Genomic DNA, 22,592 nt, shown 5'->3' with positions numbered 1-22,592 from the left:
AATGGTGAGTGCACAACAGAACCCGGCAGAGATGAGCGGCGGCGAGTCGCGAGAGGAAATTCTGCAGGCGGCCGCCGAACTCTTCATGGAGTTCGGCTACGCCGCCACCTCCATCGATGCGGTCGCCCAGCGCCTGGGCGCCACCAAGGGCCGCATCTATCACCATTACCGGAGCAAGGCCGACCTGTTTTTTGACGTGCAGGTGGCGGCGATGACGCGCCTGACCGACCAGATCGAGCCCATCGCCCGCAGCGGCGGCGATGCGGTCGAACGGCTGTCGGCCATGGCGCTGCGCCATACCCAGATCCTGCTCAAGGAACTTCCGATGCAGAAGGTCGCGGTCCAGGGGCTGGAGCGCCATCTGCTCGAAGCGTCCGCGGCGGCCAAGCGGCTGCGGTCCGTGGTGAAGATGCGCGATGACTACGAGCAGATGTTCGTCGAGGTGATCGACGACGGCATCCGCGCCGGTTCGTTCGTGGATCTTCCCGCCAGGCTGTTGAGTAAACCTTTCTTCGGCGCGCTGAACTGGGCCACGGTGTGGTACAGCCAGCGGCGCCTGCAGAGCGAAGAGGCGATCGACGATATCGCGCACACCCTCGCGGCCTATGCGCTGCGGGGTCTACTCAAGGACTCCAACGATGAAGCAGCAAGAGCAACCCCCTTATTCCAATACCATTTGGGATGAGGTCGAAACCTGGTCGCGGGACCGCATCGAAAGTTTCCAGCTCGATGCCCTGCGCAGGCAATTGCGGCGCGTGGCCGACAGCAGCGCGCATTACAGAAAGGTCTTCGCGGACATGGGCTTCGTGCCCGAAGACCTCAAGACCCTGGCGGACCTGAGGCGCCTGCCTTTCACCCACAAACGCGACTATCTCGACGGCCTGCGCGCCGATCCGCCATTCGGCACGCTGGCCGCCGTCCGGCCCGGCGAGGCCGTCCGGGTGCACTTTTCCTCGGGAACCACGGCCCAGCCCGCGCCCGTGCTCTGGACCCAGCATGACGTGGACCGCTGGGCCGAACTCTACGCAAGATATCTCTATGGCCAGGGCCTGCGGCGCGGCGATGTCTTCCAATGCATGTTCAATTACGCCTGGTTCGTGGGCGGCCTGGGGGCGACGCTGGCCGCGCAACGGGTCGGCGCGCTCGTGATCCCGGCTTCATCGGGAGACACGCAGCGCCAGGTGGAAACCATCTTCGAATATGGCACGGACTGCGTCATCGGCACGCCGTCTTTCATGGCCCATATGGCCGAAACGGCCCAATCCATGGGCCGCGACCTGCGCGAAGCGCGGGTGCGCATGGTCTGCGTCGGCGGCGAGCCCGGCGCTAGCGTCGCCGGCACGCGGGAACGCATCGAACGCCTCTGGGGCGCAAAGATGTTCGATTGCTACGGCGCGCTGGAATGCCAGCCCATCGGCTGGGATACCGCGGCGCAGCTCGGTCCCACGCTGGCCGAAGATTTCATCTACGTCGAGGTCCTGCACCCGGACACGCACGAGCCGGTGGCCGACGGCGAACGCGGCGTGCTGGTGCTCACCCACCTCGACAAACAGGCATGTCCGCTGGTGCGCTGGTGGACCGGCGACATCGTGGTGCGCGACAGCCGCCCCGCGCCGGACGGGCGCACCCACGCCCGCCTGCCGGGAGGCGTGCTGGGCCGCGCCGACGACATGCTGATCGTGCGCGGCGTGAACCTCTTTCCGTCCGCCATCGAAGACGTGGTGCGCAGCTTCGCCGGCGTCAGCAACGAGTACGTCATCATCATCGATGACAGCGTGAAAGACCCAAAAACCGGGTTCCTCACCGGCGTGAAGCTGCGGGTCGAACGCGAACCCGGCGCGGGCGCCGATTTGAGCGAGCAGCTGGCGCGGCTGTTGCGCGACCGCCTGAAGGTGCGCTTCCACGTCGAAGTGGTCGAGAACGGCACGCTGCCGCGCACGATCCACAAGGCGAAGCGGGTGCTCCATGTCTGAGCCCGCGACCCCCAGGCCGCTGGCTGGCAAGCGCATCGTCGAGCTCTCGCAATTCATCGCCGGCCCCACTGCGGCTCAGTATCTCGCCGACTTCGGCGCCGACGTGCTGAAGATCGAGTCGCCGCGTGGCGATGGCGTGCGGACTTTGCCGGGCAACGATTTCGGCAGCTTCTATGCGCGCAGCTTCAACACCGGAAAGCGCAGCGAGGTGCTGGACCTGGCCTCGCCCGAAGGGCGCCAGGCCCTGGAAGCGCTGCTGGCGCATGCCGATGCGTTCATCTGCAATCTCGCTCCGGGCTCGCTGGCCCGTCTCGGTCTCCAGGGCGAGGCGCTGCGCGCCCGGCATCCGGGCCTGACCGTCGTGCTCATCTCCGGCTACGGCCAGCACGACGACCGCATCTGCATGGACACCATTGCGCAGTGCGAGTCGGGGTTCGCGCTGCTCAACGGCGACGAGGACGGTTCGCCGCGCCTGTCCACCGGCTGGCCGGTGGATATGTTCAGCGGCATGTACGCGGGACTGGCTTGCGCGATGGCGGTGCTGGAAGGCCGCGGACGGCTGATAGACCTTTCCATGATGGAGGTGGCCTCGGCGATGCTGCTGGGGCCGGCGGCGCTGGCGCTGAGCGAAGGCGAGACGCTGGACCCGCCCATGGGCAACCGCGACCGCGCCTCCGCGCCGTCCAGCATTTACCGCTGCGCCGACGGCCACGTCTACATCCTGGGCGGACTCGACAGTTATTGGGCGCGTCTGCGCCCGCTGGTCGGCGCCGACGATGCCCCCATCAAGGAACGCATACGCCGGGCGGCGCATTTCGATGCTCAGGTGGAGGCCTGGACCCTGCCGCAGACCCGCGAAGCGGTGCTCAGGCAGATGCGCGAGCTGCAGATTCCGGCCGGCAACGTCCGGCCGCCCGCCGAAGCGCTGGCGCTCATCCGCGCAATGCGGCCGGGTGCGGTATCGCACGTGCTCGCCAGCGGCGAGCACGTGCCGGCTTTCCCCGCCCTGTTCGACGGCCAACGCATCCCCCGCAGCCCCACGCCTGCCATCGGCGGCGCGCTGCGGCCCCTCTCTTGAATTGAACCCCTGCTTTCAGGTGAGCACGATGAATACTTCCACTTGTACGGATTCGACCCAGGTCATGCGGCCGGGGGTGTTGACAGGCCGCAGCGCGCTGGTGACCGGCGCGGGCTCCGGCATCGGCCGCGGCATCGCCCTGCGTTTGCTGGAACTGGGCATGGACGTGTTTGGCGTCGGGCGGCGCGAAGAGCCGCTGGCCGAAACGGCGGCGATGGCTGAGCGCCTGCCCGGCAGCTTCGGCTACGCCACCGCCAACATCCGCGACACCGCGGCCATCGAGGCGCTGATCGCCGAGGTGGGGGAGCGGCAGGGCATCGATCTGCTGGTCAACAACGCCGGCGGCCAGTTTTTCGCTCCGGCCACGCAGATCAGCCGCAAGGGCTGGGATGCGGTGATCGACACCAACCTGAACTCGGTCTTCGTCGTCACCAAGGCGGCCTACCCGTATCTCAGAAAGCGCAAGGGAGCGGTCGTCAATATTTCATTGTCGGGCGTGGAGCGCGGCTCCATGGGTATCGCCCATTCGATCGCCGCGCGCGCCGGCGTGCTGGGCCTGACGCGCACCCTGGCCCTGGAATGGGCCGCCGACGATATCGCGCTGAACTGCATCGGCCCGGGAGCGGTGATCACGGAAGGGCTGGCGGGCGAGGCCGCGCAGGTCATGCTGGACCGCCTGATCGCCGCCACGCCGATGGGCCGTGCCACTCCCGTCGAAGATGTCGCCGAACTGGTTGCCTTTCTCGCCACGCCGGCCGGCCACCTGATGACCGGCCAGCTATTGCAGATCGACGGAGCCGCCCATCTGGGCAGCGGCTTGCACATGCTGGCCGCATAGCCGGGGGAAGCGATTTATCTGTCCCCTAATTTTGATCCGGAGGGGCCTCAGGGACCGCTGCGCCGATACAGCGCCAGCGTCCCCGCCAGCCCGATCAGCAGCCCGCCGCAGATGCGATTCAGCCAGCGCAGGCCGGTGCCGCGCAGGGCGCGCACCATCTGCGCGCCGAGGACGGCGTAGGCCAGCATCACTGCGATGTTCATGAGCGCCATGACGCCGGCCAGGATGGCGTATTGGGCGAACAGGGGCGCGGCGGGGTTGATGAATTGCGGCAGGAAGGCGGACATGAAGAGCAGCGCCTTGGGGTTGGTCAGGGCCACCGCGAAGCTGCGCAAGCCCAGGGCCAGGCCGCCGGGGTGGGCGGCGTCGGGCTGGGCGGACGGCATGATGGGGGCGGCGTCGGTGCGCAGCATTTTCCAGCCCAGCCAGGCCAGGTAGGCCGCGCCCGCCCATTTGATGAACTGGAACGCGACCTCGGAGGCGGCCAGCACCACGCCCAGGCCCGAGGCCACGGTCCCGATCAGGACCAGATCGGCCAGCACCGCGCCGCCCATGCCCCAGCAGGCCGCGCGCACGCCGTGGCGCGAGCCGTTGCTCATGGCGAGCAGCACGGTGGGGCCGGGGGTGACGATGATGGCGGCCGAGGCCACGATGAAGAGCAGCAGGGTGGCTAGGGTCATGGCGGGGCTCCGGAACTGGAAACAGTTTGCCGCCGCGGCGGCGATCCGTCCAGGTCCGGCTACCATAGCGGTCTTGTCTTCTGAATCTGCATTATGTCCACGCGTCCCGACTCCCCCAATCTGGCCCCCCCGCTTTCCGCCGTCCTGCTTTCCAGCGCGGAGGTGGTCGAGAGCGTGCTGGACGGCCGCTCGCTGACGGACGCGCTGGCCGATGTGGAATCGTCGCTGCGCCCGGCCGTGCAGGCGGTGTCGTTCCATGCGATGCGTTATCTGGGCTGGGCCGACGCCGTGGGGCGCGAACTGGTGCAGCGCTATCCCAGCGTGCTGTTCGAATCGCTGCTGCTGGTGTCCCTGACCCTGCTAAAGGAAGAGGGCGAGGCGGCCGCGGCCTTGCCGGGCATGCCGGTCTACGCGCCCCATACGGTGGTGGACCAGGCGGTGACCGCCGCCGCGCGCAAGCGCGCGCTGGCCTCGTACAAGGGCATGCTCAACGCCTGCCTGCGCCGCTTCCTGCGCGAACGCGCCGCGCTCCAGGCCGCGGTGGCCGACAGCCCCGAGGCCGAATGGAACCATCCGGGCTGGTGGGTGAAGCAGCTGCGCGTGGCCTATCCGCAGCAATGGCAGGAGATCCTGGCCAGCGCCAACGTGCCGGCGCCTCTCACCCTGCGCGTGAACCGCCGCCGGGCCAGCCGCGAGCAGGTGCTGGCCGCCTTCGAGGCGGCGGGCCTGCAGGCCGAGCCGGTGGGCCAGTCCGGCCTGGCGCTGTCCACGCCGCGGCCCGTGGCCCAGCTGCCCGGATTCGCCGAGGGCTGGTGGTCGGTGCAGGACGCCGGCGCGCAGCTGGCGGCCGAACTGCTGGCGCCGGCCGACGGCATGCGGGTGCTGGACGCCTGCTCGGCGCCGGGCGGCAAGACCGCGCACCTGCTGGAGCTGGCCGACATCGACCTTCTGGCGCTGGACGCCGACGCCGGGCGACTGGCCCGCGTGCAGCAGAACCTGGACCGTCTCGGCCTGACCGGCGGCCACGTGCGGCTGAAGGCGGCCGACGCCGCCGACCTGGACAGCTGGTGGGACGGCGAGCCGTTCGAGGCGGTGCTGGCGGACGTGCCGTGCACGGCCTCTGGCATCGCGCGCCGCCATCCCGACATCCGCTGGCTGCGGCGCGAGAACGACGTGCGCCGCACGGCCGCGCTGCAGGCCAGGATCCTGGACGCCCTGTGGCGCACCGTGGCGCCCGGCGGCCGGTTGCTCTATGTAACGTGTTCGGTGTTCCCGCTGGAGGGCGTGCGCCAGGCGCTGGAGTTCGCGCAGCGCCATCCCGAGGCGATCCGGCTCGATGCGCCCGGCCAGCTGCTGCCAGTTGCGCTCGATGCAACACCCGCGGCGCAGCGCGACGGTTTTTTCTATGCCTTGTTTGCCAAGCAGTCCTGAATCGCCAAGAATAGGGGCATGACGTAGTCTCGGTGTCGTATGTCCATTATCTCGCGCGTATTTCTTGGGTTGTTGCTGGCATCTGCCTTGCTTTCGCTCGTGCCGGGCGGAGCGGCCCATGGGGCCGAACCCAAGGTCACACAGGTGCGCCCGATGGTGCGCGACGGCAAGCTCGAGATCGACGCGGACATCGAATTCGGACTGAACGACCAGTTGCGCGACGCCGCCCAGCGCGGCGTGCCGCTGTATTTCACGGCCGATCTCACCATCACGCGCGAGCGCTGGTGGTGGTTCGACAAGTCCCTGGTGGACACCTCCCGGACCTGGCGCATCGTGTATAACGCGCTGACCCGGCAGTGGCGCGCCGGCGTGGGCGAACTGTCGTTCCCGGTGGCCTCGCTGGACGAGGCCATGAGCGTGGTCCGGCACGTGCGCAACTGGCCTGTGGCCGACGCCGCCGAGTTCGACGCCGACGTGCTCTACGGCGGCCAGCTGCGGCTGCGCCTGGACACCTCCATGCTGCCGCGGCCGTTCCAGGTCAATGCACTAAATAGCAGCTCCTGGGTGCAGACCACGCCCTGGACCGACTTCTCGTTCGTGCTGAGCGACAAGGAGAAAAACCCCTCATGAGGCTGTTGCTTCGGCTGGCCCTGATGATCGGCGCGGTGAGCGGCCTGGCCCTGCTGGGGTTGCTGGCCTGGTCTACCGGCAATGCCTCGCGCTTCGCGCGCTATTACGACACGCTGCTGGTGCTGAACGGGATTTTCGCGCTGGCGCTCTTCGTCTGGGTGGTGGCGCTGACCGTGCGGCTGGCCCGGCAGATCCGCCGGCGCCAGTTCGGCGCGCGGCTGACGGCGCGCTTCGCCCTGGCGTTCGCCCTGATCGGCGTGGTGCCCGGCGCCCTGATCTACACCGTGTCGGTGCAGTTCATGTCGCGCTCCATCGAATCCTGGTTCAACGTGCGCGTGGACACCGCGCTGGAAGCCGGCCTGAACCTGGGCCGGGCGGCGCTGGATTCGCTGCTGGCCGACCTGGATGCGCGCGCCCGCTCCATGGCGATGGAGCTCAACCGCAGCAGCGACAGCGCGGTGGCGCTGACCCTGACCCGGCTGCGCGAGGCCAACGGCGTGCAGGAAGCGATGGTGTTCACCGGCAGCGGGCGCATGGTGGCGTTTTCCACCAGCCAGTACGGCCAGCTGCTGCCGGCCATGCCGCCGTCCACCGTCATGAACCAGCTGCGGCTGGCGCGCGGCTACTCCGCGGCCGAGGCCGACGATCCCATGACGCCCGGCGCCGAAGGCGGGCTGCACCTGCGCGTGGTGATCCCGCTGACCGGCCCGGACCGCTACGACAACCTGCTGGGCACGGCTTCCGAACCGCGCTGGCTGCAGCTGCTGCAGCCCGTGCCGGAGCAGATCGCGCACAACGCCAACCAGGTGCAGCAGGGCTTTCGCGACTACCAGGAACTGGCGCTGTCGCGGCTGGGCCTGCGCAAGCTGTACGGCATCACGCTGACCCTGGCGCTGCTGCTGGCGGCGTTTGGCGCCATCGCGGTGGCGCTGTCGCTGTCCAAGCGGTTGGTGCGCCCGCTGCTCAGCCTGGCCGGCGGCACGCAGGCGGTGGGGGTGGGCGACTACCGTCCGCTGCCCGAGCCGCCGGAGCGCGACGAAGTGGGCCAGCTGACCCGTTCCTTCAACGCCATGACGCGCCAGCTCGACGAGGCGCGCCGCATGGTCGAGAGCAACCGCCAGCAGCTCGAACGCTCCAACGTCTACCTGGAAAGCGTGCTGTCGAACCTGTCCTCCGGGGTGCTGGTGTTCGACGAATCGTTCCGGGTCACCACCGTCAACCAGGGCGCCCAGACCATCCTGGGCGCCGACCTGCGCTCGGTCATCGGCCGCCCGCTGGAGACGGCCGACGGCATGCTGGAATTCGCCAATATCGTGCGCCAGGCGTTTTCCGCGCATGCGGCGGTGGGCTCCGAGCGCCAGCACTGGCAGCAGCAGTTCGAGATCAGCCCGGTGCAGGGCGGCGCGTCGGCCGCGCCGCAGCCCCTGACCCTGCTGGCGCGCGGCACCCACCTGAAGGTGGACGGGCGCGGCAACGGCTACCTGGTGGTGTTCGACGACATCACCGAAGTGATATCGGCCAACCGCACGGTGGCCTGGGGCGAGGTGGCGCGGCGGCTGGCGCACGAGATCAAGAACCCGCTGACCCCGATCCAGCTGTCGGCCGAGCGCCTGGCCATGAAACTCGAAGGCAAGCTGCCCCCGGCCGAGGCCCAGATCGTCGAGCGCTCCACCAACACCATCGTCAACCAGGTGGCCTCGCTCAAGCAGATGGTGGACGACTTCCGCGAATACGCCCGCACGCCGCCGGCCGTGATGCAGCGGATCGATTTCAACGCGCTGGTGGCCGATGTGCTGTCGCTGTACGGCTGGGAGCCCGACGGCGGCTCGCCGCGGCATGGCGAAAAGGCGCTGAACCTGGACGTGACGCTGGGGGCCGACCTGCCGGCCATCGAGGGCGATCCGACCCAGCTGCGCCAGGTGATCCACAACCTGCTGTCCAACGCCCGCGACGCCATCGCCGAGCAGGGCGGGCAGGGGCGGGTCAGCGTCACCACGCAACTCATGCGCAGCGAACAGCCCGATCGGGCCGACCAGAAGGCGCTCCGGTTCACCGTGGCCGACACCGGGCCGGGCTTCCCGCCCCAGGTGATGCAGCGCGCGTTCGAGCCGTACGTCACCACCAAGTCCCACGGGACTGGGTTAGGATTGGCCATCGTGCGCAAGATCGTGGAAGAACACGGCGGGCGCATCGACCTTGCCAACCGCAAGGACGGGGGCGCGCGGATCTCCATATTGTTGACCCGGCTGGCTTCCGAGGCCGATACTATGGACGCGACCGCGCAAGAAAAGGATAATGCGGCTACGCAATAGGTGGATGCTTTATGGCCAGAATTCTGGTGGTTGACGACGAAGTCGGTATTCGCGAGCTTTTGTCGGAGATCCTTTACGACGAAGGACACACGGTCGAGCTGGCTGAGAACGCCGCGCAGGCGCGCGCGGCAAGGCTGCGCATGCGTCCCGACCTGGTGCTGCTGGACATCTGGATGCCCGACACCGACGGCGTCAGCCTGCTCAAGGAATGGGGCTCGCAAGGCCTGCTGGACATGCCCGTCATCATGATGAGCGGCCATGCCACCATCGACACGGCGGTCGAGGCCACGCGCATCGGCGCCATGGATTTCCTCGAAAAACCCATCACGCTGCAGCGCCTGCTGAAAACCGTGGCCGCCGGCCTGGCGCGCGGACGCGCGCCGCATCCGGCGCCCGTGGCCGCGCATCCGGCGGCCGCCAGCCCCGCCGTGGCGCTCGAAGACGAACTCGATCCCCCCGCCCTGGCCGCCGCCGCGCCGGCCAACGAGATCCCGGCCACCTCCAACGGCCAGCTGGGCAGCATCTCGCTGGACCAGCCGCTGCGCGAGGCGCGCGACGAATTCGAGCGCATCTACTTCGAATACCACCTGGTCCGCGAAAGCCACAGCATGACCCGGGTGTCGGAGCGCACCGGCCTGGAGCGCACCCACCTCTACCGCAAGCTCAAGCAATTGGGCATCGAGTCCGCCCGCAAGCGGAGCACATGAAGATCCTGATCATGGGCGCTGGCCGCGTGGGAACCAGCGTGGCCGAGAACCTGGTGTCCGAAGAGAACGACATCACGGTCGTCGATTCCGATCCCGCCCAGCTTCAGTACCTGCAAGAACACTTCGACCTGCGCGTGGTCCATGGCGACGGCTCGCAGGTGTCGGTGCTGGAAGCCGCCGGCGCCGCCGACACCGACCTGCTGATCGCCTGTGCGGCCTCCGACACGGCCAATATGGTGGCCTGCAAGATCGCGCGCCAGCTGTTCAACATCCCCCGCCGCATCGCCCGGATCCGCTCGGTGGAGTTCGCCGAGCATCCCGAGCTCATGAGCGAAGAGGGCTTCTGTATCGACGCGCTCATCAGTCCCGAGCGCAGCGTCACCACCTACCTGCACAGCCTGATCGAGTTCCCCGAAGCCCTGCAGGTGGTGGAATTCGCCGAAGGCCGCGTCAGCGTCGTGACGGTGCGGGTCGGGCACGGCAGCCCGATGGCGCATTCGCCGGTGGATCGGCTGCGCGACGTCTGGCCCGACGTGAAGGCCCGCGTCATCGATGTGCTGCGCGGCGGACGGCCGCTGCGCGCCGGCAGCGGCACCGTCATCGCCCCGGGCGACGAAGTGGTGCTGGTGGTGGACTCGCGCGACGCGCGCCGGGCGGTGCGCCAGCTGCGCGAAGCCGAGCGCGACGTGCGCCGGGTGATGATCGCCGGCGGCGGCAATATCGGCCTGCGCCTGGCGCGCGAGCTGGCCGAGGAGCAATACAGCGTGCGCATCATCGAGCGCGACCTCAAGCGCTGCGAGTACCTGGCCACGCAGCTGCCCGACAGCGTGCTGGTCCTGCACGGCAGCGGCACCGACGAGGCCCTGCTGGAACGCGAAAGCATCGAGGACATGGACACCTGGCTGGCGCTCACCAGCGACGACGAGGACAACATCATGTCCTCGCTGCTGGCCAAGCGCCTGGGCGCGCGCAAGGTGATCGCGCTGATCAACCGCCAGGCCTATGGCGAGCTGATGCAGGGCAGCCATATCGACATCGCGGTATCGCCGTCCCAGGCCACCATGAGCGAGCTGCTGCGCCACGTGCGCCGCGGCGACGTGGCCGCGGTGCACCGCCTGCGCCAGGGCGTGGCCGAGGCGCTGGAAGCCATCGCCCACGGCGACCGCTCCAATTCCAAGGTGGTCGGGCGCAAGGTGGGTCAGATCAGCCTGCCCAAGGGCGCCAGCATCGGCGCGCTGGTGCGCGGCGACGAGATCATCCTGCCCGATGCGGATACCGAAATCGAATCGGACGACCACGTCATCGTCTTCGTGCCCTCGCGCCGGCAGATGCCGCGCGTCGAAAAGCTGTTCCAAGTCTCGGCGTCGTTCTTCTGATCCATGAAGCGCGTCCTGGCGACCCTCTACATCCTGGGCCTGACGATGGTGATGTTCGCGCTCACCATGCTGATCCCGCTGGGCGTGGCCTATGTGGGCGGCGACGCGGCGCGCGACGCTTTCCTGGACGGATTCCTGATCTCGGTGGGCATCGGCGGCGGCCTGGCGGTGCTGACCCGCCGCGCCCGCTGCGAGCTGCGCGCGCGCGACGGCTTCGTGCTGGTGTCGGCGGTCTGGGCCGGCCTGCCGCTGCTGGCGGCCATTCCGCTGCTGCTCTACTTTCATGGCGCGGGGCTGCCGCTGTCGTTCACCGGCGCCTATTTCGAGGCCATGTCGGGCCTGACCACCACCGGCGCCACGGTCCTGTCCAACCTGGATGCACTGCCGGCCTCCATCAACCTGTGGCGCGCCACCCTGATCTGGGTGGGCGGCATGGGCATCCTGGTGCTGGCCGTGGCCATCCTGCCGCTGCTCGGCGTGGGCGGCCACCAGGTGGTGCGGGCCGAAACGCCGGGGCCGATGAAGGACGAACGGCTGACGCCGCGTATCGCCAGCACGGCCAAGGCGCTGTACGCCGTGTATTTCGCCTTCTCCATCCTGTGCTTCCTGGCCTACCGCGCGGTTGGCCTGTCGTGGTTCGAGGCCTGGTGCCACATGGCCACGACCATGGGGCTGGGCGGCTTCTCCACCTGGGACGACGGCTTCGCCCATTTCGATTCGGTGGCCGTGGAAATGGTGGCGATGGTGTTCATGCTGATCGCCGGCATCAACTTCGCCACCCATTTCAACGCCTTGCGCCAGCGCAGCCTGCGGGCCTATGTGATCTGCCCCCAGGCGATTCCGTACCTGGTCCTGGTGCTGGGGACGGGGCTGGTCATCTCCGTCTTCATTTTCTGGAAAGGCGTCTATGCCGATCCGCTGCAGGCGCTGCGCTACGGGATGTTCAACACCATCTCCATGGCCACCACGACCGGCTACGCCAACACCGATTTCGCGCAGTGGCCGCTGTTCGCGCCGCTGACGATGCTGCTGCTGTCGGGCGTGGCCACCTCGGCCGGGTCCACCGGGGGCGGCATCAAGATCATCCGCGCCATCCTGCTGGTCAAGCAGGCCCGCAACGAACTGGTGACCATGCTGCACCCGCACGCGGTCAGCCCGGTGCGGATCAACGGCAGGGCGGTCGAAGCCCGCACCATGTCCTCGGTGCTGGCCTTCATGCTGTTCTACGGCCTGTCCATCGCCGTGTTCACCAGCCTCCTGCTGCTGTCGGGCCTGGACCCGATCACGGCGTTCTCGGCCGTGTTCGCCAGCATCAACAACACCGGTCCCGGCCTGGGCCCGGTCGGCCCCATGGGCAATTTCGCGGTGCTGTCCGACTTCCAGATCTGGGTCTGCACCTTCGCCATGCTGATCGGCCGCCTCGAGCTGCTGACCGTGCTGGTGCTGTTCACGCCGATCTTCTGGCGCAAGTAGCCCGGCAGGCCTCAAATTTATTGGGGATAACCCTATATAGGGTTATCCCTCTCATCCTCCGAAGCCCCGTCCAGACTGGCCTGGCGAGCACCGCAGGCCGGAAACCCGCGCCATTTCTATGCGGTAAGCGCTCGCTCACTTTCTCTCGCAGGGAAAAACCGAAGGTTTCCTGATGTTGCACATAAATGTCACGATTTTCCTTCGTTTTGCCACAAAGTAGCGGCTATCATGCAAGCACAAGCTGCCGTCTAGTGCCCCCCGGGAAGTTGCCGGGCTTCAAGGTCGAACGGCGCACTCCCTCATCAAACATTCAAAGGAGTCCGAGATGGAACAGATTCCGTTCATTTCGTCGGCCCCCAACACCCTGGGCATCGAGCTCGAGCTGCAACTGATCGACCCCCGCAGTTTTGACCTTACCGCAGCCTCTGACGAGCTGCTGGCCCAGATGGCCAACCACCCCATCGCCGACCGCGTCAAACCGGAAATCACGCGCTCGATGATCGAATTGAATTCGTCGGTGCACGAGCACCCGATGGGCCTGCTGGCCGAGATGCGCGAGATGCGCGATGCGCTTGTCGAGGCGGCCGACGCCGTCGGTGTGTCCGTTGCGGGCGGCGGCGCCCATCCCTTCATGCGCTGGCAGGAGCGCTCCATTTCCGACACGCCGCGCTTCCAGTACCTGGCCGAAATGTATGGTTACCTGGCGCGTCAATTTACTGTCTTCGGCCAGCACATCCACCTGGGCGTCCGAAACGGCGACGACTCCATCAAGCTGCTGCGCCGCCTGTCGCCCTACGTGCCTCACTTCATCGCGCTGTCGGCCTCGTCGCCGTACTGCGAGGGCGTGGACACGCTGTTCGCCTGCTCGCGCCTGAACGCGGTCAACAGCTTCCCGCTGGCCGGCCACATGCCGCCCGAGGTCAAGGACTGGTATCAGTTCGAGGCCCATCTGGCGCAGCTGCGCGCCTACGGCCTGGCCGAGAGCATCAAGGACCTGTACTGGGACATCCGCCCCAAGCCGGAGTTCGGCACGGTCGAGATCCGCGTCTGCGATACCCCGCTGACGGTCGAGCGCGCCTGCCAGATCGCGGCCTTCGCCCAGGCCCTGGCGGTGCTGCTGATGCGCGAGGACGATCCCAGCGACAACGCCTGGCTGTCCTACCGCAGCAACCACTTTCAGGCCTGCCGTTTCGGCCTGCAGGGCAGCTACGTCACGCCGGACGGCCAGCGCCTGCGCCTGATGGACCATCTGCGGGTGCTGTTCCAGCGCCTGATGCCGGTGGCCGAAGAGCTGGGCACGGGCGACATGATCGCCACGTTGCGCGACGAGTCCATGCGCAGCGGCAACGATTCGCGCTGGCTGCGCAGCCAGTTCCACCGCCTGCGCGACCTGCCGCTGCTGGTCGAGGCCATGTCCAACGCCTGGCGCGGCGTGGCCGCCGGCGCCCAGGCGCCGGCCGAGCCCACCGCGGTGCTGCGCCGCCGTATCCGGGCCACGTCCGAGCCCATGCAGGCCCTGCCGGCCTCCGAGCCCGGGGTCAGCGTGCCCATGCCGGACCGTCTGCACTAGCCTGCCGCGCAACCCCGCTTCAGGGGTTGCCGCGCTGGCGCCCGCCGATCGCGCTGACCGACAGGCGGGTCTCGCCCGCCGTCGTGCGGTGCGCGGCGGCGCGCCAGGCGTGGCCATAGGCCACTTCGATGCTTAGCGCGATCACGCCGTCCGGGCGCCGTTGCGCCTCCAGCGCGGCGCACAGCCGGTCGCGCCAGTCCCGGCCCACCAGCCCGCCGCGCCGGCCTTCGGCGGGGTTGCCGCCCAGCGCGCGCACGTCCTGCAGCAGTTTTTCGGGACTGCGGTAGGTCAGGGTCAGGATCTCCTGGTCCATCACCGGGTCGGCAAAGCCGTTTTCCACCAGCAGATCGCCGAAATCGTGCATGTCCACGAAGGACGGCGTGGCCGTGCGCAGCCCGGCGTCGTCCAGCGCCTGGCGCAGCTCCCGCAGCGTGGCCGGTCCCAGACAGGAAAACATGGCCAGCCCGCCCACCTTCAGGATGCGCCGCCATTCCGCCAGCACGGCGTGCGGCGCGCGGTGCCAGTGCATGGCCAGGTTGGACCACACCAGCTCCAGCGATTCGGGCGCCAGCCCCGTGGCCGCCAGGTCGGCCTGCACGAAGGCCGGGGCGGGCGGGCCGCGGCGCGCCAGCTTGCCGATCCAGGCCGTCAGGCCGGCCGGCGCGTGGCGCCTGCGGGCCTCGTCCAGCAGCGGGCCGCAATTGTCCAGCCCGGTGTAGGCGGCCTCGGGATAGCGTTCGCGCAGCAGGGGCAGGTTGTCGCCGGCGCCGCAGCCCGCGTCCAGCATGGCCTGCGGCTGCAGGCGGATGTATTGCAGGCGGCCGAGCATGCGGCGGGCGATTTCGCCGTACAGGAACTGGGCCTCGGCAAGATCGCCGCGGCGGGCGAACTGCCTGGGCACGTCGGCGCTGACGATGGGCAGGGTGGGTAGCGTTGCGGGTTCGGGCAGGGACATTTCGGTCGCGCCTGCGCCCTGCGGGCGCGGCGGATCATGGTTTCATGAGGAATGGCATCCATTATTACGCATCCTGGCCGCGGGCCCCGATTGTCCCTACGCGGCATGGGGCGGCGCCTGCTGTCCCGGATCGGCTGCGACTGCCCGCTGTGCGGCGCGCGGGTGGCCGGGGCCAGACTTTGCGCCGGCTGCGAGGCCGACATCCTCTACGTGGCGCCGGACGCGCCGCCGCGCTGCCCGCGTTGCGCGCTGCGGCTACGGCCTGGCGCGCCCTGCTGCGCCGCCTGCCTGGGCACGCCCCGGGCCTTCGCGCGCACCGTGGCGGCCTTCGACTACGAGCCGCCCGCCGACGCCCTGGTCCGGATGCTCAAGGTCCAGCTCCGGCTCAGCATGGCGCCGGTGCTGGCGCGGCTGATCGCCGCCGCCGTCGCGCGCGACGGCCGCCTGCCTGCCGGCGCCCTGCTATTGCCGGTGCCGGCGGGACGGGCCTCGCTCCTGCGGCGCGGCATGAATCCCGCCGCCGAGATCGCCCGCGGGCTGGCCGCGGAACTGGACCTGTCCCTGGCGCACGGCGTATTGCTGCGGCGGCGCGAAACGCCGCGCCAGACCGGCAGGAGCCGCCAGGCCCGGCGTCGCGGCGCGGTGGGCGTGTTCGCCTGCGCAGGCGGCGTGCAAGGCCGGCACGTGGCCGTGGTGGACGACGTCATGACCACGGGCAGCACGGCCGACGCCGCGGCCGCCGCGCTGCTGGCCGCCGGCGCGGCCGAGGTGATGCTGCTGGTGGCGGCGCGCACGCCGTAGCGTCGGGGGGCCGGCAAATCGGCGACAATGCCGGCATCCCGGCCATCCGCTTCATCCGCCATGTTTCACGTCATCCTGGTCTGCCCCGAGATCCCGCCCAATACCGGCAACGCCATCCGCCTGTGCGCCAATACCGGCGCGCAGCTGCACCTGGTGCGCCCGCTGGGCTTCGAACTGGATGACGCCCGCATGCGCCGCGCGGGGCTGGATTACCACGAATGGCAGCCGGTCCGGGTGCACGACAGCCTGGAAGAGGCCCTGGCCGACACCGGCGCCGCCCCGTCCAGCATCTACGCGCTGACCACGCATGCGCAGCGCAGCGTGGCCGACGTCGGCTTCAAGCCGGGCGATGTGTTCGTGTTCGGCCGCGAAACCGCCGGCCTTTCGGAAGCGCACCAGGCGCTGTTCCCGCCCCAGCAGCGCCTGCGCCTGCCCATGCGCGCCGGCCAGCGCAGCCTCAACCTGTCCAACGCGGTGGCCGTCACGGTGTTCGAGGCCTGGCGCCAGCAGGGGTATGAAGGGGGGGTGTAGGCTGGGTGCAGCGCGAGAGCCCTCAAGCAAGAACTCAAATATCGAACGCGCGTAACCCATCAGGCGGCGCCAGCCGCCGTTTTTCGTGGCAAGAGACAAAGCCGGCTCTCGCCGGCCGATGGGTTACGCGCGCTGGACAACCAGATCCTTGCCCAGAAAGCCGCGCGCTGCACCCATCCTACGATCCGCGCGTCCCCGCCATCCGCTCAATCCAGCGACAGCTTCAGCTTTTCGATGACCTGGTCCCACCGCGCCTTTTCATTCTTGATCCGCGCGGTCAGGGCTTCGGGGGTGGACGGCGCCGGCGTGAAGTACTGCAGCGCCAGCTGCTTGCGCACGGCTTCGCTGTCGATGATGCGGGCCAGTTCGCTGTTGAGCCGTTCGATGATCGGGGTGGGCGTGCCGGCCGGGACCAGCACGGCGTTCCACGAAATCGCCTCGAAATCCGGATAGCCCTGGGACGCCATGGTCGGCACGCCCGGCAGCGCGTCGCTGGGCTGCAGGCTGGTCACGGCCAGCAGCTTGACCTTGCCGTCGCGCGCCTGGGGCACGGCGATGGCGGGCACCATGAAGCCGGCCTGCACGTCGCCGCCGATGATGGCGGTGATGACCTGCGGGAAGCCCGAATAGGGGATGTGCGCCAGGTCGACGCCGGCGCTTTCCTTGAACATCTCCATCGCCAGGTGGGCCGAGCTGCCCGGACCCACGGAGCCGTAGTTCAGCGAATTGCCGCGCTGCTTGACCAGCGCGACGAAGTCCTTGACGTTGTCGACCTGCAGGCCGGCGGGCACGACCAGCACGTTGGGGCTGGTGCCCACCAGGGACACCGGCGCCAGGTCGCGCAGCGGGTCGTAGCCCAGGGTTTTCTTGTAGAGCGTGGGCGCGGTGACCAGCGGGCCGTTGATCGTGTAGAGCAGCGTGTAGCCGTCGGGCTTGGACTGGGCCACCACGCGGGTGCCGATGTTGCCGCCGGCGCCCGGCTTGTTGTCGATCACGATGGGCTGGCCCAGGGCCTGGGACAGCGGCTCCGAAATCGTGCGCGCCAGCAGGTCGGGCGAGGACCCGGGCGGGAACGGCACGACCATATGGATGGGGCGGTCGGGCCAGTCGGCGTGGGCGGCGGCCGGCAGGATGGCGGCCAGGCTCAGGCACAGGCCGCGTAGCAGCTGGCCGACCCGGAACTTGCGGGTTTGCGTCATGTAGCGTGTCTCCTCGGTGTATGGGATGTCGGGTCGTGGGTCAGCTGGGCGATTCGTCCGGCAGGCCCGCGCCGCTTTCGTAGCGGGCGTCGCGGGCGAGCAGGGCGGAGACCGCCGTCATGGGGGCCACGCCGTCGAACAGCACGGCGCAGACGGCCTCGGTGATCGGAAGTTCGACCTGGATGGCGCGCGCCCGCTCCAGGGCCGCGCGCGCGCAGCGCACGCCTTCGGCGGTGATGCCGCTGGCCAGGATGTCGGCCAGCTTGCGGCCGGCGCCGATTTCCAGGCCGACGCGGCGGTTGCGCGAGAGTTCGCCGGTGGCGGTCAGCACCAGGTCGCCCAGGCCGGTCAGGCCGGCGAAGGTCTCGGCCTGCGCGCCCAGCGCGACGCCGAAGCGGGTCATCTCGGCCAGGCCGCGGGTGATCAGCGCGGCGCGCGCATTGGTGCCCAGGGCCAGGCCGTCGCAGATGCCGCAGGCCACGGCGATGACGTTCTTCAGCGCGCCGCCCACTTCCACGCCGACCAGGTCGGTGCTGGCGTAGACGCGCAGCGCCGCGCCGTGGAAGGCGGCGATGGTGGCCGCGCGCAGCGCCGGGCTGTCGCTGGCGACGGTGAGCGCCACGGGCAGGCCCTGCGCGACTTCGCGCGCGAACGAGGGGCCGGACAGGGCGCCGCCGACGGCGCCGGGCAGGGCCTCGCGCATGATTTCGTGGGGCAGCCTGACCGTGTCGGCTTCGAAGCCCTTGCACGTCCAGACGATGGGGGTGTCCTGCAATCCCAGCGCGGGCAGTCGGCGCGACAGCTCGCCGCACAGCGCGGTCAGCCCGGCCACGGGCACGCCCAGCACGATGAGGGCTTGCGCGCCGTCGTCCTGCAGGCTGCGCAGGGTGGCGTCGAGATCGGAGGAAATGGTCAGGGCCTGGGGCAGGGGAACGCCAGGCAGGTAGCGCGCATTTTCATGCGTGGCGGCCATGTCGGCCGCCTGGGCGGCGTCGCGCGCCCAGAGCACGGTGGCGTGGCGGCGGCTGGCGGCCGCCGCCAGCGCGGTGCCCCAGCTTCCCGCACCCAGGACGGCGACGCGCAGGCGCGGGGTGGGCTTCATGGGGCGGCTTGCTTACTGGCGGGTCGCGCCGGGGGGCAGGATGATGCCCGAGTCGCCGCCGTTGCCATTGCCGTTGGCCGCGTTCTGCTGTTGCTGCAGTTCGGCCAGGCGCTGCTCGTACAGGGCCTGGAAGTTGACTTCGGTCAGGTGCAGCGGCGGCATCGAGGTGCGGGTGATCGCGTCGGCGATGTTGGCGCGCAGGTACGGGTACAGCATGGTCGGGCAGACGATGCCCAGCAGCGGGTCGAGCTGCTCTTCGGGGATGTTGGCGGCCTCGAAGATGCCGGCCTGCGTGCCTTCGACCAGGTACACGACCTTTTCGTTGACGCGGGTGGTGACGGTCACGGTGACCGTGGTCTCGAACACGGTCTCGGCCAGGCGCTGCCCGCCCACGGTGATGCTCACTTCGACCTGGGGCGCTTCTTGCTCCAGGAAGACGTGAGGCGCGTTCGGCATTTCCAGCGAAAGGTCTTTCAGGTAGACGCGCTGCAGATTGAACGAGGGCGCGTCGTTGCTGCCTTCTTGCTGGGTGTTTTGGTCTTGATCAGCCATGAGTGTTTCCGTTGGTGGGAGGGGCAAAAAGGGAGCGGGTTCAGCCGGCCAGCAGGGGAGCCAAGCCGCCTGCGCGGTCCAGCGCCATCAGGTCGTCGCAACCGCCGACATAGGTATCGCCGATGAAAATCTGCGGCACGGTGCGCCGGCCGGTGCGCTGGATCATGACGTCGCGCTGGGCCGGGTCACGGTCGATCTGGATCAGTTCCAGGTCGGTCACGCCACGTTGTTCCAGCAGCGACTTGGCGCGCGCGCAAAACGGGCAATAGTCCTTGCTGTACATGACGACTTTTTTCATGGGCGCTCCTGTGCTGTGGATACAAGTATGGGCAGATGGGGGCGCAGCCCTGGGATTCAACCCTTGCGGGTGACGGGCAGGCTGGCGGCGGCCCAGGCGCGCATGCCGCCTTCCAGCGGCACCACGTCGGTGTAGCCCTGCGCGCGCAGCTTGGCGGCGGCGCGGGCCGAATCCCGGCCGTTGTCGCAAACTACCACCAGAGGCTTGTTCTTGGGTAGAGAGGCTGCCTTCTGCTCCAGCTCGGCGGCCGGCACGTTTCGTGCCTGGGCGATGTGGCCGGCCTGGAACTGCTCGGCGGGGCGCACGTCGACCCACACGGCCTGGCGCTGGTTGACCATCTGGATGGCTTCGCCCGTGCTGACGGCCGAGCCGGCGCGGCCGCGGCGCAGGGCCGGAATGACCAGCATCACGCCGGAAACCACGGCGACGGCGACAATGAAGATGTTGTTTTTATCGAGCAAGAATTGCAGAAGGTCCACGGGGCATCCTGAAGAGCGGCGGCTAGCCTGGTATTGGCGAACCCTGGGCGAGCCGGACCGAAATCGGGGTGCGCCAGGGCCAAATCAAGGGCAAAATCACTCAATTATAAAATGAGCGCATTCCCAGACCATTTCCTAACTTTAACCCGCGATAAACGCGCGCCTAACCATGCATAAACTTGTCCTGATGCGCCACGGCGAAAGCCAGTGGAACCTGGAAAACCGCTTCACCGGCTGGACCGACGTGGACCTGACCGATACCGGCCGCGAGCAGGCCCGCAAGGCCGGCGAGCTCCTCAAGAAAGAGGGCTACACCTTCGACCTGGCCTACACCTCGGTGCTCAAGCGCGCCATCCGCACCCTGTGGATCGCCCTGGACGCCATGGACGCCATGTACACCCCCGTGGGCGTGAACTGGCGCCTGAACGAACGCCACTACGGCGCGCTGCAGGGCCTGAACAAGTCCGAAACCGCGGCCAAGTACGGCGACGAGCAAGTGCTGATCTGGCGCCGCGCCTACGCCATCGCCCCGGAACCGCTGTCGCTGGACGACGAACGCCACCCGCGCTTCGACAGCCGCTACGCGCGCATCCCGGCCGACCAGCTGCCGGCCACCGAGTGCCTGAAGGACACCGTGGCCCGCGTGCTGCCGTTCTGGAACGAATCCATCGCCCCGGCCATCCGCGCCGGCCGCAAGGTGCTCATCGCCGCCCACGGCAACAGCCTGCGCGCCCTGATCAAGCATCTGGACAATGTGTCGGACGACGACATCGTCAACCTCAACATCCCCACCGGGCAGCCGCTGGTGTATGAATTGGATGATGACCTGAAGCCCATCCGCCACTATTATCTGGGCGATGCGGCCGAGATCGAGGCTGCCATGGCGGCCGTGGCCGCCCAGGGCAAGGCCAAGAAGGGCTGATATCCACAGAAGGACTGATATTTCCATGTGTCGCGCGGCGGGGTTGTTGTTGGCGGTCATGCTGGCCGGAGGGGCGTTGCCGGCCGGCGCCGCAACCGACGACCTTGCCGGCCGTCAGTCCGATGCCGAAAGGCAGCAGGCCGCCCTGCGCGACCGCATCGAAAACCTGCAGAAGGAAATCGACGACCGCGAGGCCGCCCGCAAGGAAGCGGCCGACGCGCTCAAGCAGTCCGAGTCGGCCATTTCCCGGATCAACCTGCGCCTGCGCGAACTGGCCGAGGCCAACCGCCAGGCCCAGTCCGACCTGGCCGGCCTGGAACAGCAGATCGACGCCCAGCAGGCCGTGCTGGCCAAGCGCCGCACCGAACTGGCCGAGCAGCTGCGCACGCAGTACACCAGCGGCCTGTCGCCCTGGACCGCGCTGCTGTCCGGCGACGATCCCCAGGTGCTGGGACGCAACCTGGGCTACCTGGATTACGTCTCGCGCGCCCGCGCCGCCGCGGTGCAGGCCCTGAGGGCCGACATCGACCGCCTGGCCGCGCTGCAGGGGCGCGCCGACGCCCGGCGCGCCGAGATCGAAAAGGTCGTGGCCGAGACCTCCGAACAGAAAACCGCGCTGGTCGCGCAGCAGAAAGAGCGCGCCACGCTGCTGGCTCAGCTGGAAGGCCAGATCGCCGCCCAGCGCGCCGAGGCCAACAAACTGGGCCGCGACGACCAGCGCCTGTCGCGCCTGATCATCGACCTGGACGCGGCCATCGCCCGCCAGATCGAAGAGGCGCGCAAGGCCGAAGAAGCCCGCAGAAAGGCCGAAGAGGCCCGCCGGGCCGAGGAAGCGCGCCGCGCGGCCGCCGAAGCCGCCCGCAAGCAGGCCGAGGCCGAACAGGCCCGCAAGAAAGCCGAGGCGGACCGCCTGGCCGCCGCCGACAAGGCGCGGCGCGAACGCGACGCCCGCGACGCCCGTGAAGCGGCCCAGGCCCGCGAGCAGGTCGAGGCGGCCTCGCGCCAGAACCGCGGCCCGGTGGCCCTGGCCGATCCGGACGCCGCCGGCCTGCGTCCGGCCGAACAGCGCGAATCCCGCGTGATCGTGCCGCCGGCGCCGCCCGTGGAAAAACCCGAGCCGGCGCCGCAGAAAGCGGAACCCGCGCCCGAGAAACCCGCTCCAACCCGCAGCGAGTCCGCGCAGCAGACGGCGCGCGCCGCGCCGCTGGGCGGCGGCAACGGCCTGCGCCGCGGCCTGGCCATGCCGGTGCGCGGCCAGGTGCAGGGCCGCTTCGGGGTCGACCGCCCCGACGGCGGCGTCTGGCGCGGCGTGGTGCTGCGCGCGCCCGAGGGCACGCCGGTCAAGGTGGTGGCGCCCGGCACCGTGGTCTACGCCGATTGGCTGCGCGGTTTCGGCAACCTCATCATTGTGGATCATGGGCAGCAGTACCTGACCGTCTATGCTTACAACCAAAGCCTGCTCAAGCGGGTGGGAGATTCGGTGACGGGTGGCGACACGATCGCCACGGTCGGCGCAACCGGCGGCCAAGTGGAATCCGGCCTATACTTTGAAATTCGCCATCGCGGCGCGCCTGTCGATCCAGCCCAGTGGCTGGCGCAGTAAGCGCCGTCGGCAAATGCGTGTCGTTGGCAATTATGTGTCGTTGGTAGAAAACCGTTGGTAAATTTCAAACCCTACCAAACCC

The 22,592-nt window shown here is 68.9% G+C and carries 22 protein-coding genes; 15 read left to right on the top strand and 7 right to left on the bottom strand.

Annotation, left to right across the window (positions count from 1 at the left end; genetic code table 11):
* Position 1: 1 nt before the first annotated feature.
* From AC1IQ6_RS25640 to AC1IQ6_RS25625, 4 genes are read left to right on the top strand one after another with little or no spacing between them, the layout of a single operon-like run.
* The gene (locus AC1IQ6_RS25640; protein WP_102775284.1) at positions 2 to 685 is read left to right on the top strand and encodes a TetR/AcrR family transcriptional regulator; all 684 of its coding nucleotides are present in this window, start codon (positions 2 to 4) and stop codon (positions 683 to 685) included.
* On the top strand, positions 639 to 1,973 hold the full coding sequence (locus AC1IQ6_RS25635) for a phenylacetate--CoA ligase family protein (protein WP_102775285.1): 1,335 nt from the start codon (positions 639 to 641) through the stop codon (positions 1,971 to 1,973). Before AC1IQ6_RS25640 ends, AC1IQ6_RS25635 begins: the two co-directional genes overlap by 47 nt.
* Positions 1,966 to 3,051 carry a CoA transferase gene (locus AC1IQ6_RS25630; protein WP_102775286.1) on the top strand — a complete coding sequence of 362 codons (1,086 nt, stop codon included), beginning with the start codon at positions 1,966 to 1,968 and terminating at the stop codon, positions 3,049 to 3,051. The genes AC1IQ6_RS25635 and AC1IQ6_RS25630 overlap by 8 nt, the downstream gene beginning before the upstream one ends.
* A 28-nt stretch (positions 3,052 to 3,079) precedes the next feature.
* Entirely contained in the window at positions 3,080 to 3,889 is an 810-nt protein-coding gene (locus tag AC1IQ6_RS25625; RefSeq protein WP_102775287.1) for an SDR family NAD(P)-dependent oxidoreductase, read from the top strand.
* A 47-nt stretch (positions 3,890 to 3,936) separates the two neighbouring features.
* Here AC1IQ6_RS25625 and AC1IQ6_RS25620 read toward each other — a convergent pair whose 3' ends face one another.
* A complete protein-coding gene (locus AC1IQ6_RS25620; protein WP_479730609.1) occupies positions 3,937 to 4,569 on the bottom strand; it encodes a LysE family translocator in 633 nt (210 codons plus the stop codon).
* Between the two features lie 93 nt (positions 4,570 to 4,662).
* Between AC1IQ6_RS25620 and rsmB the strand changes: the two genes are divergently transcribed.
* The 7 genes from rsmB to AC1IQ6_RS25585 all read left to right on the top strand — a co-directional run bounded on the left by rsmB (position 4,663) and on the right by AC1IQ6_RS25585 (position 14,068).
* Positions 4,663 to 6,000, top strand: a complete 1,338-nt coding sequence (gene rsmB / locus AC1IQ6_RS25615) for a 16S rRNA (cytosine(967)-C(5))-methyltransferase RsmB (RefSeq protein ID WP_485865486.1) — start codon at positions 4,663 to 4,665, stop codon at positions 5,998 to 6,000.
* A 39-nt stretch (positions 6,001 to 6,039) separates the two neighbouring features.
* Entirely contained in the window at positions 6,040 to 6,630 is a 591-nt protein-coding gene (locus AC1IQ6_RS25610) for a DUF4390 domain-containing protein (RefSeq protein WP_102775290.1), read from the top strand.
* A complete protein-coding gene (locus tag AC1IQ6_RS25605; protein ID WP_102775291.1) occupies positions 6,627 to 8,942 on the top strand; it encodes a sensor histidine kinase in 2,316 nt (771 codons plus the stop codon). The genes AC1IQ6_RS25610 and AC1IQ6_RS25605 overlap by 4 nt, the downstream gene beginning before the upstream one ends.
* Before the next feature lie 11 nt (positions 8,943 to 8,953).
* Positions 8,954 to 9,649: a response regulator gene (locus AC1IQ6_RS25600; RefSeq protein WP_102775292.1), complete on the top strand. Its 696-nt coding sequence runs from the start codon at positions 8,954 to 8,956 to the stop codon at positions 9,647 to 9,649.
* Positions 9,646 to 11,025: a Trk system potassium transporter TrkA gene (gene trkA, locus AC1IQ6_RS25595; protein WP_102775293.1), complete on the top strand. Its 1,380-nt coding sequence runs from the start codon at positions 9,646 to 9,648 to the stop codon at positions 11,023 to 11,025. The genes AC1IQ6_RS25600 and trkA overlap by 4 nt, the downstream gene beginning before the upstream one ends.
* Positions 11,026 to 11,028: 3 nt before the next feature.
* Positions 11,029 to 12,498 carry a TrkH family potassium uptake protein gene (locus tag AC1IQ6_RS25590; protein ID WP_102775294.1) on the top strand — a complete coding sequence of 490 codons (1,470 nt, stop codon included), beginning with the start codon at positions 11,029 to 11,031 and terminating at the stop codon, positions 12,496 to 12,498.
* Positions 12,499 to 12,823: 325 nt separating this feature from the next.
* Complete coding sequence (locus AC1IQ6_RS25585) at positions 12,824 to 14,068, top strand: YbdK family carboxylate-amine ligase (RefSeq protein WP_102775295.1); 1,245 nt, start codon at positions 12,824 to 12,826, stop codon at positions 14,066 to 14,068.
* Positions 14,069 to 14,087: 19 nt separating this feature from the next.
* Here the strand turns inward: AC1IQ6_RS25585 and AC1IQ6_RS25580 are convergent, their stop codons facing one another.
* Positions 14,088 to 15,023 carry a methyltransferase domain-containing protein gene (locus AC1IQ6_RS25580; RefSeq protein ID WP_485865485.1) on the bottom strand — a complete coding sequence of 312 codons (936 nt, stop codon included), beginning with the start codon at positions 15,021 to 15,023 and terminating at the stop codon, positions 14,088 to 14,090.
* Positions 15,024 to 15,113: 90 nt separating this feature from the next.
* Between AC1IQ6_RS25580 and AC1IQ6_RS25575 the strand changes: the two genes are divergently transcribed.
* Entirely contained in the window at positions 15,114 to 15,824 is a 711-nt protein-coding gene (locus AC1IQ6_RS25575) for a ComFC family protein (protein ID WP_485865484.1), read from the top strand.
* 60 nt (positions 15,825 to 15,884) lie between these two features.
* Positions 15,885 to 16,355 carry a tRNA (cytidine(34)-2'-O)-methyltransferase gene (locus tag AC1IQ6_RS25570; protein WP_209166678.1) on the top strand — a complete coding sequence of 157 codons (471 nt, stop codon included), beginning with the start codon at positions 15,885 to 15,887 and terminating at the stop codon, positions 16,353 to 16,355.
* 206 nt (positions 16,356 to 16,561) lie between these two features.
* On the opposite strand, the gene AC1IQ6_RS25565 is transcribed toward AC1IQ6_RS25570, so the two are convergent.
* Genes AC1IQ6_RS25565 through AC1IQ6_RS25545 form a run of 5 tightly spaced genes read right to left on the bottom strand, consistent with a single transcriptional unit; the run spans position 16,562 to position 19,985 of the window.
* Complete coding sequence (locus AC1IQ6_RS25565; RefSeq protein ID WP_111826834.1) at positions 16,562 to 17,554, bottom strand: Bug family tripartite tricarboxylate transporter substrate binding protein; 993 nt, start codon at positions 17,552 to 17,554, stop codon at positions 16,562 to 16,564.
* 40 nt (positions 17,555 to 17,594) lie between these two features.
* Positions 17,595 to 18,656 carry an NAD(P)H-dependent glycerol-3-phosphate dehydrogenase gene (locus tag AC1IQ6_RS25560; protein ID WP_485865483.1) on the bottom strand — a complete coding sequence of 354 codons (1,062 nt, stop codon included), beginning with the start codon at positions 18,654 to 18,656 and terminating at the stop codon, positions 17,595 to 17,597.
* Positions 18,657 to 18,668: 12 nt separating this feature from the next.
* On the bottom strand, positions 18,669 to 19,208 hold the full coding sequence (gene secB / locus AC1IQ6_RS25555) for a protein-export chaperone SecB (RefSeq protein ID WP_102775301.1): 540 nt from the start codon (positions 19,206 to 19,208) through the stop codon (positions 18,669 to 18,671).
* Between the two features lie 40 nt (positions 19,209 to 19,248).
* Positions 19,249 to 19,506 carry a glutaredoxin 3 gene (gene grxC, locus AC1IQ6_RS25550; protein ID WP_485865482.1) on the bottom strand — a complete coding sequence of 86 codons (258 nt, stop codon included), beginning with the start codon at positions 19,504 to 19,506 and terminating at the stop codon, positions 19,249 to 19,251.
* 56 nt (positions 19,507 to 19,562) lie between these two features.
* Positions 19,563 to 19,985, bottom strand: a complete 423-nt coding sequence (locus AC1IQ6_RS25545) for a rhodanese-like domain-containing protein (protein WP_168202277.1) — start codon at positions 19,983 to 19,985, stop codon at positions 19,563 to 19,565.
* A 169-nt stretch (positions 19,986 to 20,154) separates the two neighbouring features.
* On the opposite strand from AC1IQ6_RS25545, the gene gpmA reads away from it, so the two are divergent.
* Both gpmA and AC1IQ6_RS25535 read left to right on the top strand, forming a co-directional pair.
* Positions 20,155 to 20,907 (top strand): 2,3-diphosphoglycerate-dependent phosphoglycerate mutase, encoded by a 753-nt coding sequence (gene gpmA / locus AC1IQ6_RS25540; RefSeq protein ID WP_102775303.1) that lies wholly within the window; start codon positions 20,155 to 20,157, stop codon positions 20,905 to 20,907.
* Positions 20,908 to 20,932: 25 nt separating this feature from the next.
* Entirely contained in the window at positions 20,933 to 22,510 is a 1,578-nt protein-coding gene (locus tag AC1IQ6_RS25535) for a murein hydrolase activator EnvC family protein (RefSeq protein ID WP_485865481.1), read from the top strand.
* The last annotated feature ends 82 nt before the right edge of the window (positions 22,511 to 22,592 follow it).

The sequence above is a fragment of the Achromobacter sp. MUI-25009338 genome (assembly GCF_057359325.1).
The sequence above is the reverse complement of the archived record's forward strand: the minus strand, read 5'-3'. Positions and strand labels throughout refer to the sequence as shown.